This window comes from Pseudomonas sp. GW823-FHT05G12 (assembly GCF_058795575.1).
This window is the reverse complement of record NZ_CM179501.1, coordinates 1,002,943-1,016,200: the sequence shown is the minus strand read 5'-3', so window position 1 is coordinate 1,016,200 and position 13,258 is coordinate 1,002,943. Positions and strand designations below refer to the sequence as shown.

The 13,258-nt window shown below is 61.1% G+C and carries 15 protein-coding genes, 1 tRNA gene and 1 pseudogene; 7 read left to right on the top strand and 10 right to left on the bottom strand.

Features of this window, described 5'->3' with window-relative positions; translation table 11 throughout:
• Positions 1 to 9: 9 nt before the first annotated feature.
• Positions 10 to 1,059 (bottom strand): tRNA preQ1(34) S-adenosylmethionine ribosyltransferase-isomerase QueA, encoded by a 1,050-nt coding sequence (gene queA, locus AC3RCM_RS04640; protein ID WP_004576301.1) that lies wholly within the window; start codon positions 1,057 to 1,059, stop codon positions 10 to 12.
• Between the two features lie 105 nt (positions 1,060 to 1,164).
• On the opposite strand from queA, the gene AC3RCM_RS04635 reads away from it, so the two are divergent.
• Positions 1,165 to 1,249, top strand: a tRNA-Leu gene (locus tag AC3RCM_RS04635).
• 73 nt (positions 1,250 to 1,322) lie between these two features.
• On the opposite strand, the gene AC3RCM_RS04630 is transcribed toward AC3RCM_RS04635, so the two are convergent.
• Positions 1,323 to 1,817, bottom strand: a complete 495-nt coding sequence (locus AC3RCM_RS04630; protein WP_014755382.1) for a RidA family protein — start codon at positions 1,815 to 1,817, stop codon at positions 1,323 to 1,325.
• A 79-nt stretch (positions 1,818 to 1,896) separates the two neighbouring features.
• Entirely contained in the window at positions 1,897 to 3,312 is a 1,416-nt protein-coding gene (locus AC3RCM_RS04625; protein ID WP_409320046.1) for an NAD(P)/FAD-dependent oxidoreductase, read from the bottom strand.
• 415 nt (positions 3,313 to 3,727) lie between these two features.
• Here AC3RCM_RS04625 and AC3RCM_RS04620 point away from each other — a divergent pair.
• Positions 3,728 to 3,838, top strand: a pseudogene (locus AC3RCM_RS04620) (effector protein); the annotation flags it as partial.
• Positions 3,839 to 3,853: 15 nt separating this feature from the next.
• Here the strand turns inward: AC3RCM_RS04620 and AC3RCM_RS04615 are convergent.
• Positions 3,854 to 4,276 (bottom strand): bleomycin resistance protein, encoded by a 423-nt coding sequence (locus tag AC3RCM_RS04615; RefSeq protein ID WP_012051239.1) that lies wholly within the window; start codon positions 4,274 to 4,276, stop codon positions 3,854 to 3,856.
• Positions 4,277 to 4,619: 343 nt separating this feature from the next.
• Here AC3RCM_RS04615 and AC3RCM_RS04610 point away from each other — a divergent pair, with 343 nt between their 5' ends.
• The gene (locus tag AC3RCM_RS04610) at positions 4,620 to 5,267 is read left to right on the top strand and encodes a trypsin-like peptidase domain-containing protein (protein WP_179052749.1); all 648 of its coding nucleotides are present in this window, start codon (positions 4,620 to 4,622) and stop codon (positions 5,265 to 5,267) included.
• A 170-nt stretch (positions 5,268 to 5,437) separates the two neighbouring features.
• Positions 5,438 to 5,917, top strand: a complete 480-nt coding sequence (locus AC3RCM_RS04605) for a GNAT family N-acetyltransferase (RefSeq protein WP_003248564.1) — start codon at positions 5,438 to 5,440, stop codon at positions 5,915 to 5,917.
• 10 nt (positions 5,918 to 5,927) lie between these two features.
• On the opposite strand, the gene AC3RCM_RS04600 is transcribed toward AC3RCM_RS04605, so the two are convergent.
• Together AC3RCM_RS04600 and AC3RCM_RS04595 are read right to left on the bottom strand one after the other, a co-directional pair.
• Positions 5,928 to 6,224 carry an addiction module antidote protein gene (locus AC3RCM_RS04600; protein ID WP_003248566.1) on the bottom strand — a complete coding sequence of 99 codons (297 nt, stop codon included), beginning with the start codon at positions 6,222 to 6,224 and terminating at the stop codon, positions 5,928 to 5,930.
• Positions 6,221 to 6,514 carry a type II toxin-antitoxin system RelE/ParE family toxin gene (locus tag AC3RCM_RS04595; RefSeq protein WP_003248568.1) on the bottom strand — a complete coding sequence of 98 codons (294 nt, stop codon included), beginning with the start codon at positions 6,512 to 6,514 and terminating at the stop codon, positions 6,221 to 6,223. Before AC3RCM_RS04595 ends, AC3RCM_RS04600 begins: the two co-directional genes overlap by 4 nt.
• A gap of 223 nt (positions 6,515 to 6,737) precedes the next feature.
• On the opposite strand from AC3RCM_RS04595, the gene AC3RCM_RS04590 reads away from it, so the two are divergent.
• Positions 6,738 to 7,631, top strand: a complete 894-nt coding sequence (locus AC3RCM_RS04590) for a bestrophin family protein (protein ID WP_014861462.1) — start codon at positions 6,738 to 6,740, stop codon at positions 7,629 to 7,631.
• Between the two features lie 36 nt (positions 7,632 to 7,667).
• Here AC3RCM_RS04590 and phnE read toward each other — a convergent pair whose 3' ends face one another.
• From phnE to AC3RCM_RS04570, 4 genes are read right to left on the bottom strand one after another with little or no spacing between them, the layout of a single operon-like run.
• Positions 7,668 to 8,435 (bottom strand): phosphonate ABC transporter, permease protein PhnE, encoded by a 768-nt coding sequence (gene phnE, locus AC3RCM_RS04585; protein WP_104886665.1) that lies wholly within the window; start codon positions 8,433 to 8,435, stop codon positions 7,668 to 7,670.
• The gene (locus tag AC3RCM_RS04580; protein ID WP_409320462.1) at positions 8,432 to 9,259 is read right to left on the bottom strand and encodes a PhnE/PtxC family ABC transporter permease; all 828 of its coding nucleotides are present in this window, start codon (positions 9,257 to 9,259) and stop codon (positions 8,432 to 8,434) included. The genes phnE and AC3RCM_RS04580 overlap by 4 nt, the downstream gene beginning before the upstream one ends.
• Complete coding sequence (locus tag AC3RCM_RS04575) at positions 9,253 to 10,062, bottom strand: phosphonate ABC transporter ATP-binding protein (RefSeq protein ID WP_409320461.1); 810 nt, start codon at positions 10,060 to 10,062, stop codon at positions 9,253 to 9,255. Before AC3RCM_RS04575 ends, AC3RCM_RS04580 begins: the two co-directional genes overlap by 7 nt.
• Positions 10,059 to 10,913: a putative selenate ABC transporter substrate-binding protein gene (locus AC3RCM_RS04570; protein ID WP_010952054.1), complete on the bottom strand. Its 855-nt coding sequence runs from the start codon at positions 10,911 to 10,913 to the stop codon at positions 10,059 to 10,061. Before AC3RCM_RS04570 ends, AC3RCM_RS04575 begins: the two co-directional genes overlap by 4 nt.
• A gap of 126 nt (positions 10,914 to 11,039) precedes the next feature.
• On the opposite strand from AC3RCM_RS04570, the gene selD reads away from it, so the two are divergent.
• Together selD and mnmH are read left to right on the top strand one after the other, a co-directional pair.
• A complete protein-coding gene (gene selD, locus AC3RCM_RS04565; protein WP_064491323.1) occupies positions 11,040 to 12,074 on the top strand; it encodes a selenide, water dikinase SelD in 1,035 nt (344 codons plus the stop codon).
• Positions 12,074 to 13,186, top strand: coding sequence for a tRNA 2-selenouridine(34) synthase MnmH (gene mnmH, locus AC3RCM_RS04560; protein ID WP_064491322.1), 1,113 nt, complete (start codon positions 12,074 to 12,076; stop codon positions 13,184 to 13,186). The genes selD and mnmH overlap by 1 nt, the downstream gene beginning before the upstream one ends.
• The last annotated feature ends 72 nt before the right edge of the window (positions 13,187 to 13,258 follow it).

The window sequence follows — 13,258 nt, the reverse complement described above, 5'->3', positions numbered from 1 at the left end:
AGGTGCGACTCATGCTTGATCCTCGGGCCCGCGTGGCGCCGGATTGCGGGTGATGAACATGGCATCACCGTAACTGAAGAAGCGGTACCCGTGCTCGACCGCCGCTGCGTAGGCAGCCATGGTCTCGGGGTAGCCGGCGAAAGCCGAGACCAGCATCAGCAGCGTGGACTCCGGCAGATGGAAGTTGGTGACCAGGGCATCGACCACATGGAACGGCCGGCCCGGGTAGATGAAGATGTCGGTGTCGCCACTGAAGGCCTTGAGCACGCCATCACGCGCGGCGCTTTCCAGCGAACGCACACTGGTGGTGCCAACCGCGATCACCCGACCACCACGGGCCCGGCAGGCCTCGATGGCATCGACCACATCCTGGCCCACTTCGAGCCACTCTTTATGCATGTGGTGGTCTTCGATCTTGTCGACCCGCACCGGCTGGAAGGTGCCGGCGCCCACATGCAGGGTGACGAAGGCGCGCTCGACGCCCTTGTCGGCGATCTTTTCCAGCAGCGCCTCGTCGAAGTGCAGGCCTGCGGTAGGCGCGGCAACCGCGCCAGCGCGCTGGGCGTACACGGTCTGGTAGCGCTCACGGTCGGCGCCCTCGTCCGGGCGGTCGATATAGGGCGGCAACGGCATATGGCCGACACGGTCGAGCAACGGCAGCACCTCTTCGGTGAAGCGAAGCTCGAACAGCGTGTCATGGCGCGCGACCATTTCGGCCTCGCCACCGCCATCGATGAGGATGACCGCGCCTACCTTGGGCGCCTTGCTGGCGCGCACATGGGCCAGCACCCGGTGGCTGTCGAGCACGCGTTCGACCAGTACCTCCAGCTTGCCGCCGGAGGCTTTCTGGCCGAACAACCGCGCCGGGATCACTCGGGTGTTGTTGAACACCATCAAGTCGCCGGGGCGCAGATAGTCGAGCAAGTCGGGGAATTGCCGGTGCGCCAGCGCGCCGGTAGGCCCATCGAGCACCAGCAGACGGCTGCCATGGCGCTCGGCCAACGGGTGGCGGGCGATCAGGGAATCAGGGAGTTCGAAGGAAAAATCGGCGACGCGCATGATGATGTTCGGTTCGGCAGGGCCGGGAAGTTTAGCCCAATGTGTGAAAATTGACCATGAAAGCCGATTGACCGACCAGCGGCACCTCTTTATACTGCGCGCCACGCCCTGATGGCGGAATTGGTAGACGCGGCGGATTCAAAATCCGTTTTCGAAAGGAGTGGGAGTTCGAGTCTCCCTCGGGGCACCAAATCCGGAAAAAACCGACCTTACGGTCGGTTTTTTTGTGCCCGACGATTTTGTCGGGCTGGGCCAAGGTCCTCTCAGGGACGAACCGCTGTCACTTCGATCTCAACCCGCCAGGCAGGGTGCGCCAGGCCTGCAATCTGGAACGCCGAGCGCGCAGGTAGCACCGGCTGCTTGGCGGCTGGCCCAAAGAACTGGGTGTAGCCAGCCATGAAACCTTCGAAATCCATCTTGCCGCCGTTCTCCGGCCCACCCACCAGGAATACCTGCATCTTCACCACGTCAGTCAGGCCAAGACCCAGTGTTTTCAGCTGCTGCTGGATGCTTTCAAGCACATTGATGGTTTGTGCCTTGGTATCACCGTAGGCTTCCAGCGAATCCTTGGGCGCATCGGGATGGATCACCGACGGAACGGAACCGCTCAGATAGACGACTGACTTCCCGGCAGGAATCTCTACAGCCGACGAGATAGGGAAACTACCTGCGCCATGGCGCACGATATCTTGTGCATGAACGCTGCCACCGGCTATTCCCAACGCCAATGCTGCAACGGTCTTGAAAGCGCATTTCATATTTCTCTCCTGATGGTTACACAAGAATGTACACGCACCGTTTATGCGTGTACGGGTCATTCCATTGCGGTATGCGTACTTAGAATCGATACAAACTGAAGGGTTTCGGATCCAGCACCGGCGCCTTTCCAAGCAGCAGGTCTGCCGTCAGCTCGGACGACACCGGGCTTTCCGTCATACCCCAACCGGTCGCGGTGTTGATAACCAGGCCCGGGTACTCGTTGACCTGCGAAATGATCGGGTTCTCATCCGGGGCGATGGCCATGGCACCGCTCCACTGATCGATCAACTTCGCATCTTTGAAGGCAGGGAACTCGACTTTGAGCTTTTCCAGAGATGCATCCAGCTCTGGAATATCTGGGGCCGCCGTCATCAGCCTGTTTTTCTCGAAGGGCGAAACCTCGTCCAGCCTCCACTGGGTGGGCTGAGTGAACGAATCGATCAGTTGCTTGTTGAGTGATATGTGCACCGGGAAGTCGGGGATGGCCAGCAATGGCAGGTATTTATAACCATACATGAACGATTCTTTGACCACCGGGGCAACGACGACGCGCGGCGAGGTGGCGTATGTACCGTCGGCCTGCTCGCGGAAGTAGATATTCCCTGGCAATGCAACGTTGCCCCCCGGTGCACGGGGTGCCGCGCTGATGATTTGCTGGGACTGGTAGGCCGGCAAGGTAGGCACATCGACGCCCAGGTTCTGCATGAACAGCCTGGACCAGGCGCCGCCTGCCACGACCACGCGAGAAGTCCTGATGGCGCCCTTCTCGGTCACCACATCGGAGATGACGCCCGCCTGGGTTTCCAGGCCCCTTGCGGCGCAGTGGGTGTAGATGCGCACACCCATTTTCTTGGCGTACTCCGCCATGACAAACGATGCGCGCTCAGCGTCCAGGCTACCGGAGTCTTCCTCGAAACCTGCAATTTTCCAGCTCGAGGATGCACCGCGCAGCCGCTGTTCGAGTTCATTCCCCTGAATGATCCGAGTCTTGAAGGGGTTGTCCGCTGCTACTTCCCGGCTTTTGACATCGATCCACTTTCTGACGTTTTCCAGGTCTTCTTCATCGAAAGGAACTTCGACCCGGCCCTGTGTGCGATAGCTGGTATCTGCACCCACTTTGGCATTCATCTCGCGCCACCGTTGTTTGGCAAGATGGTGCAACTGGAACGTCGCATCAGGCATCTTGTAGGTCATGACCTGACCATAGAACCTGCATGACTGCTCGCCGGCAATATCACCTTTTTCAACGACGACTACCGAGAGGCCACGCTCGACAAGATTGATTGCGGTCATGAGCCCCAGAATACCAGCGCCAACAACGACGACGTCTGCCTGTTTGGGAAGCGCACCTTCGCTACCTTCTACAAAACCAAACCGCGGTTTGCCGGGGATCAACCTGCCTTCGCGGGTCAGCAAGGGGGTCAGAATGCCTGCGCCACCTGCAATAGCCACGCCGCCGCCGCCGATCAAAAATTTACGCCTCGTCATTCCCATGACACTTTCCTTTCCTGGTAATCGGTGTGGGTTCATCAGCTCAGGCGGCGAGCCGCCGCGGTCAACTTTCGGCCACCGCGTCAGGCTGATGTTTAAAATTGAAGGGCGGCTATTTTGTTGATGACCCGCTTCGGGAAAAAGCGCTGTGGGCAAATACTTAGTTCAGCTATTTTGAAACTATCGCGCAAGTGACATAAATAGTTGATATGGCGACACTCAACACTCGAAAGAGGGAAGTTAGTTCGGGCGAATATGCTGGCTTAGTTCCGAAAGTGCGCGGGGGCAATAAGCGCTGCGGATTCAGTAACTGTGTGGGTGCATAGCGTTATGTGGCAACACTTCATTGCCACATATTCAGTGTGGACAAAGGCATCAGGATCCGACGGTGGTAGATCTGTCCAATGCACAGGGAGGCATGGAGCGGATCGGCACGGATTAGCAGAGCCTGTTCAGGTTCAGTGAGCACCAGATCCAGATGGATACCCGTTGCGAGACCATCGAGCGCAACCTGGGGTCAATTTTTCGTGTGCCCGCCCGTGGCTCAGGCGCTCTTCACGCCGAGATCTTCAGCAAACCGAAGCAAGTAGCCGTCCGGATCCTGCACCAGGAAATTGCGCTGGCCGACCAGCATGCCGCCCTGGCGGTACCAACACTCTTCAATCGGCTTTCTGATGCTATGCCCCGCAACCCCCAGCGACGCGACCAAGGCCAGTGCATCAGCGCATTCGATCGACAGGTTGATGCCTCGACCATACGGCGGCTCCAGCGGGCCGACCCGCCAGGGTGACTCACTCTGCCAGTCCTGCTCCAGCATCAGCTGGCTGCCACCAAAAGACAGGAAGGCAAAATGCTCTTCTGGCCGGTCGTATTCAATCTTGAAGCCGAGTACGCCGCAGTAAAATGCCAGGCTGCGAGGTAGATCAGAAACAATCAGCTCCGGCACCAGGGGATTTAGCTTAAACAATGTTCTGATTCCTTTCAGGGTAAGTCGACTGGCAACTATGAACAGGTCGCCCTGAAAAAGGTAGCTTGTCAGTGTGGTCGCCCAATGCAGCTCAATGCAGTTCACACCCCTCAGATTCGCCCGAAAAAAAATCCCTTCACTTTGACGCCGCCCCAATGGCTCTGGGACCTGTAGCCATACCTGCATTCTATTGGCCGCCGTCATGACTAACACTTAAGCTGTCATTCGTCGGATATATGCCGAAAGTATTGCTAGAGTAATGGCACTTAGCCATAGTTGCGTTCCCATTTTTCCACGCCCTGTGTGACACATGAAAACAATCGCGCCCTGCATGGCGGCAATGATGCTGCTCAGTGGGTGCAATGGAGTGCCAACGTCGTACGTTTCAGATCCCGTCTACAGTCAGGCTTTCGTGGTCACTTCTGGTGCCCCTCTGCCGATGTTGCTGATGGCCAGCGCCATCCAGTGGAACGAGGATTACGCTGTGACCGCCAAACACACCCCCTTCCTGCGCAACGTGGTCCACGAGGGCCTCGGTGACGTAGTGTTCTTCAAGCACAAAGCCAGCAGCGTGCCGCACTGGCGCCAGTACGTGCCAGGGGAAGCCGTGACGGCGGTGGGCTTCAACAGTTTCATGATGCCGATGCAGGGCAAGGGCCATGCCCTGCCGTCACTGGTACGGCTTGAAGGTACGCCTGGCAGTGTTTTCTACTCGGTGCATGACGGCCCGATCACCAAAGGCATGTCGGGTGGGCCGGTGTTTGCCGATGACGGCAAGGTGGTGGGCATCAACGTGGCCATCATTCCCACCAACGAGATCAATGCGGGCAAGCGCCCGGACCTGGTCGGCAAGGACCGTATCAGCGTGTTCATGTCGTTCAGCGAAATCGACAAGGAATGGCGACGCTATCAGTACCTGCTGGCGCACAAGGCCAAGCCCCAGGCACCGGCTGCGGTCAAAGGCTACGTGGCGGTGGCCGCCAAGCCGTGAATCGGGGCGCGGTGTTGGATGAAAAGCGGCCTATGATGTGAGGCTGATGGCCTCTTCGCGGGTAAACCCGCTCCTACAGGGCCTGCACAGGATTTGAGCCTTGTGCAGTACCTGTGGGAGCGGGTTTACCCGCGAAGAGGCCCTGCCAGCCAACGCGAGAAGGACCTGCCATGCACCTGACCCACCGCCCCATCCGGCCAGAAGACATCCCCGTTATCTGCAGCTTCCCGCAGAGCCCGGACGAACTGTTCTACATGTTCCCCAAAGCCACCTACCCCCTCACCCCCAACCAGCTGAGCGACGCCATAGCCCAACGCAGCGGCTCCACGGTAGTGGAAGGTAACGGCGCTGTCCTGGCCTTCGCCAATTTCTACAAAGCCGAACATGGCGGCCTATGTGCCCTGGGCAACGTAGTGGTGGCCCCCAGCGCCCGCGGCCTTGGTGTAGCGCGTTATCTGGTAACGGCAATGATCGACCTCGCCCGCCAGCAGTACAGCGCCCGGGAGGTCTGGGTGTCATGCTTCAATCACAACACCGCAGGCTTGCTGCTTTATCCACAACTGGGTTTCATGCCGTTCGGCATCGAGGAGCGGCAGGCGTGGGATGGCACGCGGGTGGCGTTGGTGCAGATGAAGCAAATATTGACTTAACCGAGCTGGATCAGCGGGTCATTGCATGTGGCTGAACGAGAAGGTCCACCCCCAGAGCACGAATGACCCTCAATACAGTGTCAAAACGAGGCTTCGCGCCAGGGCTCAGCGCCTTGTACAGGCTTTCTCTACCCAGCCCACTCTCCGTAGCAATATGTGTCATGCCCCGTGCACGAGCGATATGGCCAAGTGCTCGAATGATTTCCTCGGTATCGCCATCTGATAGCACCTGGCTAAGGTATTCACTGATTGCCTCATCGCTGCTCAACAAGGCTGCCATATCAAACGGGATCAATTTTTCGCTCATTTCATCTCCTTCAGCAGCTTTCTGGCTTTGAGGATGTCGGCGGCCTGGGTGGACTTGTCGCCGCCGACCAGCAGTAAAACCAACCTCTGCCCCTTTTGCGTGAAATAGATGCGATAACCGGCAGCTACGTCGATGCGAAGCTCACCAATACCGCCTCCAAGCCACTTGAAGTCACCAAGATTGCCCGCCGCTGCTCGCTCCAGCCTACGACCTATCGCCAGCCTGGCCCTCAAATCTCTCAAGCTCGATAGCCAAGCGGCAAAGCTTTCCGTCTGTTCAACGAGAAACATCAAGTGGTCACCCAATCGTATCCTTATGGATACACCCATTCAAGGATTGAAGCGACCCACTCTGTCGTTTTTGAGCTGAATCAGGAATTCAGGCACATCTGATAGGCTGGTCGGAGTTTTCCCTTCGTTTCAGCTACAAAATCCCTTGCAACATTCAACCCTCGAACCTTCGACGAGCCTCGGCGTCCCATCCTGCATCCCCCGCGTTTCGAGGTGCCCCCACGTGAAAGACGTCATCGCCCGCAAGTACCGCCTGGTGGTGAAGACCATCGGCTATATCGGTTGGTCGCTGTTCTGGCTGCTGATCTGGGATGTGCTGGTCACCATCGATTTCATGCTGTTCTTGAACAGCAAGTTCACCCTGCCACTGATCCCGCTGACCCTGCTGGGCTCAGCCTTGGTGGTGCTGGTGAGTTTTCGCAACAGCAGCGCCTACAACCGCTGGTGGGAGGCTCGCACCCTGTGGGGCGCGCTGGTGAACAGTTCGCGCAGCTTCGCACGGCAGACGCTGACGCTGATCGATGACCCGGATGACGGCCTGAACCCGGTCAAGGCCACCCTGCTGCGCCGGCATATCGCCTATGTGAACTGCCTGGCGGCGCACTTGAAAGGCGAAAGCTGCCCGGAGGAGCTGATGGCCTTCATCCCTCCGGCGGAGTTCGAACGGCGCAACCGCTCGAACAATTTCGCCAATGACATTCTCGGCGGCTCGGCAGCCTTGCTGGCGCGAGAATACCAGGCCGGGCGGCTGGACAGCATTCGTCTGGCGCGGCTGGAGTCGACGCTGGTAGATCTGTCTAACGCCCAGGGCGGCATGGAGCGGATTGCCAATACGCCATTGCCCTACCCCTATGTGTATTTCCCACGGCTGTTCATCACCCTGTTCTGCCTGATCGTGCCGGTGGGGCTGGTGGAGTCGCTGGGCTGGTTCACGCCGCTGGCGTCGACGGTGGTAGGGTTCATGTTGCTGGCCATCGAGCGGATCGGCACGGACTTGCAGAGCCCGTTCAGGTTCAGCGAGCATCAGATCCAGATGGATACCATCTGCGAGACGATCGAGCGTAACCTGGAGTCGATGCAGCGGGAGGCGCAGTGTGCCGAGGCTGTAGACGCCTGAGAGATGTCGGGGCTGCTTTGCAGCCCGGGCTTTCCGTCAGGCCCGCACATAGCGCTGACGCAACACATCACTCGACACATCCACCAGCAACACCAACACCAGCATACCGATGATCACCGTGCTGGCCTGGGCCTCCTGGAACAGGCTCAAGGTGGTGTACAGCATCTGCCCCAACCCGCCCGCCCCGACGAACCCGAGCACGCTGGCCATGCGGATGTTGTTCTCCCAGCGGTACAAGCTGTAGGCCAGCAACTGCGGCCACAGGTTGGGCAGGGTACCAAAGCAGAACGCCGCCACCTGGCTGCCCCCCTGCAAACGGATCGCCGCCGCCGGCTCGGGCGGGGCATTCTCAAGTGCCTCGGCAAACAACCGCCCCAGCACGCCAGCGGTGTGCAACGCCAAAGCCAGAGTACCGGCATTCGGCCCCAGCCCAGCCGCCAGCACAGTCAGCGCTGCCCACACCAGTTCAGGAATGGCACGCAAGGCATTGAGCAGCAAACGCGCGGCCCCTTGCAACGGCCAACCGAAGCGACCCGCCGCCGGCAGTGCCAGCAACATCCCCAATACCATTGCCAACAAGGTGCCCATGCCAGACATGGCCAGGGTTTCCAGCGCCCCGCGCCACACCGCCTTGAGGTGCCCCGCAGACAGATCCGGCTGCAGGAAGCGCCCGGCGTACTCGCCCATCTGCCCCAGCCCGCCATTGCCGACCAGTGCGTGCAGGTCCAGCTCCAGGTATGCGAACGAGGCCACCACCGCTGACACGATGGCACCCAACAGCACCCAGTTGATCACCCGGTTCATGCCAGCCTCCAGCGCAGCAGGCGGCTGAGCAGGTCGGCCAGGATCACCAGCAACAAGAACGTCAACAGCATGCTCGCCACTTGCGCACCCGCAAACATGCGCATCGACAGGTCGATCTGCTGGCCTAGCCCGCCAGCACCGACAAAGCCCATCACCACCGAAGCCCGTACCGCGCACTCCCAGCGGTACACGGTATACGACACCACTTCGGAGGCAGCATTGGGCAGGATGCCGTAGAAAAACGCCGCCAGCCGGCCACTGCCCGCCTGCAACAAGGCATGCGCCGGGCGCTGGTCGACCGACTCGAATATTTCGGCATAAACCTTGCCGAGCATGCCACTGTAGGTGATGGCGATAGCCAGTACGCCCGCCGTCGGCCCCAGCCCCACGGCGCGCACGAACAGCAACGCCCAGACGATCTCCGGCACGCTACGCAGGAAAATCAGCAGCCCGCGCACCGGCAGGCGCAACAGTCGCGACCACAACCCGGCCCGCCCGCCGCGTGAAGCAGCACGCAAGGACAAGGCACGGCTGGCCAGCAAGCCAGCCGGGATCGCCAACAACAACGCCAGCGCCATGCCGGCAGTCGCCACGGCCAGGGTCTGCAAGGTGGCTTCATATAGCAGTGCAAGAAAATCGGCATCATGTGCCGGCGGCCAGAAGGCGCTGGTAAAGCTGGCAATCTGCTGACGGTTGTCCGCCTGCAACAGCACCCCGGGGTTCAGTTCGCTTGTCTGGATAGCCGGCCACAGTACTGCTACCGCCAACAGGGCCAGCAGCATCCGCGGCAGCAGCGCCGGGTCGCGGGCGTCGGTCTTCAGCATCGCGGAATCTGCACGGTCAGGGTCGGCCCCTGGGTTGGCGGCGGAGCCAGTTGTTCGTTGGCGTATAGCGCGTCCAGCAGTTGCTCGGTGACCGCTTCGGCCGGGCAGTCGAACACAACCTGCCCTTCCCGAATACCAATCACCCGCGGAAAATGCGCCAGCGCCAACTCTACGGCGTGCAGGCTCGCCACCAACGTCACGCCAGTGGCCTGGGCATGGCGATTGAGCAAGGCCAGGCTGTGGTCGGCCAACACCGGGTCCATGGCCGACACCGGTTCGTCGGTCAGCAGCACCTGCGGGCGCTGGTACAACGCCCGAGCAATGCCCACCCGCTGCAACTGGCCACCGGACAACTGTCCACACTGCACGAACAGCTTGTCGGCCAGGCCCAGTTCGGCCAAGGCCTGGCGCGCCCCCGGCACATCGCTGGGATACAGCAGGTTGAGCAAGCCGCGCAGCGTACCCCACTGCCCCAGGCGACCCGCCAGCACTGCGGTCACCACCCGCTGACGCGGTGGCAAAGGCGGCGACTGATGCACCAGGCCAACCCGCGCACGCAGTCGCTGGCGTGCCCTTGCCGACAGTGCCCACGGCTGCTCGCCAAGCAACTCCAGGCGCCCACTGCTGGGCTGAATGGCCGTGGCCATCAGGTGCAGCAAGCTGGACTTGCCCGCCCCCGACGGCCCAATGATGGCGACACGCTCGCCCTGCGCGATACGCAGGCTCACCGCGTCAAGCGCGCGTACCTGGCCATGGCGCAGGCTGGCACCGTGCAGATGGATTGCTGCATTCGAAGCTGTCACTTGAGCAGGCCGGCCTCGCGTGCAGCTTGTTCGGTGCCCTTGTAGTTCTCAGGCTTGGTCTCGATGAAGCGGCTGGCGGCCTGCAGGTCAAGGATCGCCTTGTGCTCCGGGTTGCTCGGGTCGAGGTCCAGGAAGGCTTTCTTGATTTTCTGTTTCAACGCCGGGTCCATGTTGCCGCGCACGGTCCAGTTGTAGTCGAAGTAGGTCGGGGTCGTGGCGAACACCTTCACCTTGGTGGTGTCGACCTTGCCGGCATCCACCAGCTTTTGCCACACGCTGGCGTTCAGCACGCCACCATCGACCTTGCCAGCCTGCACCCAGGCCACGGTGGCATCATGGGCGCCAGAATAGGCCACACGGCTGAAGTACTCTTCAGGCTTGATATTGTCCTGCTTGAGCATGAAGTAACGCGGCATCAGGCTGCCCGAAGTAGACGAAATGGAACCGAAGGCAAACGACTTGCCCTTCAGATCGCTCAGGCTCTTCACGTCGGGGTTGGCGGTGATGAACTTGGAGGTGAACTGTGCGTCCTGCTCACGCTGTACAAGTGGAGTGGCGGTCGGGTCCTTCAGGTGCACCTGAACGAACGTGAAGCCCCCCAGCCAGGCCAGATCGAGGCGGTCTGCGGCCAGCGACTCGACCACCGCCGGGTAGTCGGCCACGGGTACGAACTTCACCTCCATGCCCAGTTGCTTGGCCAGGTACTCACCCAAAGGCTTGAACTTGCGCTGCAGTTCGGTCGGCGCTTCGTCGGGAATGGCGCTGACCCGCAGGGTTTCTGCGGCCTGAACGACAGCGGCACAGCAAGACAGCACGAGGCCGGCGGCGAGCGCCAGGGGGCGGTTGAGCATGGGTGTTCTCCGGTTCAATAGCGGGGAAGTGCCGACACATTTGCCGACACCGGGAATTATAAGAGGCAAGGGCCCAAAGGCCAGCTTTGCTACAATCGCGCAACAATTTGACCTGCAGAGGTGCGTATGAGCGAGCCGATTCGCCTGACCCAGTACAGCCATGGCGCCGGCTGTGGTTGCAAGATCTCCCCCAAGGTGCTGGACGTGATCCTTGCCGAAAGCGGCACCCAGGCCCTGGACCCGAAACTGTGGGTCGGCAACGCATCGCGCGACGATGCAGCAGTGTACGCGCTGGACGACGAGCGCGGCGTGGTCTCGACCACCGACTTCTTCATGCCGATCGTCGATGACCCTTACGACTTCGGCCGCATTGCCGCCACCAACGCCATCAGCGACATCTATGCGATGGGCGGCGACCCGCTGATGGCCATCGCCATCCTCGGTTGGCCGGTCAACGTGCTGCCGCCGGAAGTCGCCCGCGAAGTCATCCGCGGCGGCCGTGCGGTGTGCGCCGAAGCGGGTATCCCGCTGGCCGGCGGCCACTCGATCGACGCGCCCGAGCCGATCTTTGGCCTGGCCGTCACCGGGGTGGTCAGTAAACGCCACCTCAAACGCAACGACACCGCCAGCGCGGGCTGCCAGCTGTACCTGACCAAGCCCCTGGGCATCGGCATCCTCACCACTGCCGAAAAGAAGGCCAAGCTGCGTGTGCAAGACCAAGGCCTGGCCCGTGACTGGATGTGCACCCTCAATACGCCGGGCAGCCGCTTCGGCAAGCTGGACGGGGTCAAGGCCATGACCGACGTCACCGGCTTCGGCCTGCTCGGCCACCTGGTCGAGCTGGCCGAAGGCAGCGGCCTCACCGCGCACCTGAACTACGCCGCCGTGCCACGCCTGGCTAGCGTCGACCACTACCTGGCCGAAGGCTGCATCCCTGGTGGAACCCTGCGCAACTATGACAGCTACGGGCACAAGATCGGCGCCCTGAGCGACGACCAGAAGCACCTGCTGTGCGACCCGCAGACCAGCGGTGGCTTGCTGGTAGCTGTTGCCCCGGAGGGTGAAGCCGAGTTCCTCACCGTGGCTGCCGAACTGGGCCTGAAACTGTCCCCGATCGGCAAGCTGGTCGAGCGACAGAGCCATGCGGTCGAGGTGATCTGATGCGCCCCGACTGCACCGACTTCCGTCAGCTGTTCCTCGACGACGTGCCGATGATGGACATGCGCGCCCCCGTCGAATTCGCCAAAGGCGCCTTCCCTGGCGTGGTAAACCTGCCGCTGATGAACGACCAGGAGCGGCAGAAGGTCGGCACCTGCTACAAGCAGCAGGGCCAGGCCGCCGCCATCGCCCTGGGCCACCAGCTGGTCAGTGGCGCCACCAAGCAGGCCCGTCTGGAGGCCTGGGCAGCGTTTGCCAAGGCCCACCCTGACGGTTACCTGTACTGCTTCCGTGGTGGCCTGCGATCGCAGATCGTGCAGGGCTGGCTGCGCGATGAGGCGGGTATTCAGTATCCGCGTGTCAAAGGCGGCTACAAGGCCATGCGTACCTTCCTGCTGGAGACAACCCAGCAAGCGGTGGAGCAATGTGATTTCGTACTGGTCGGTGGACTGACCGGTACTGGCAAGACCGATGTGCTGCACCAGCTGGACAACGTGCTCGACCTTGAAGGCCACGCCAACCATCGCGGTTCCAGTTTCGGCAAGCGTGCCACGGCACAACCGGCGCAGATCGACTTTGAAAACCAGCTGGCAATCGACGTGCTGAAAAAGCGCGCCCGCGGTATCGGGCAGTTCGTTCTGGAAGATGAAGGCCGCATTGTTGGCAGCTGCACGGTGCCGCTGGAGTTGTACCAAGGCATGCAGCATTACCCGCTGGTGTGGCTTGAAGACAGCTTCACCAACCGCGTGGAGCGCATCCTGCGCGACTACGTGGTCAACCTGAGCGCCGAGTTCAAGGCCGTGCATGGCGAAGAAGACGGTCCCCGGCTGTTTGCCGAGCGCATGCTGCAGAGCATGGCCAATATCTACAAGCGTTTAGGTGGAGAGCGCCATCAGCGCTTGTCCGAGATGCTGCGCGAAGCCTTGGAAGAGCAGCAGCACAGCGGCGCAGTAGACCTGCACCGGGGCTGGATCGAAGGCTTGCTGAACGAGTACTACGACCCGATGTATGCCTACCAGCGCGCAGCCAAGGCCGAGCGCATCGAGTTTGCCGGGGATGCCGTGGAAGTACGCGAGTACCTCAAGGCCCGGGCGCTGCGCCAACCGCGCAAATAGAACCAGCACCCTGTAGGAGCGGGTTTACCCGCGAAGAAGGCAACGCGGTGCATGACACCGGCAAAGCCGATG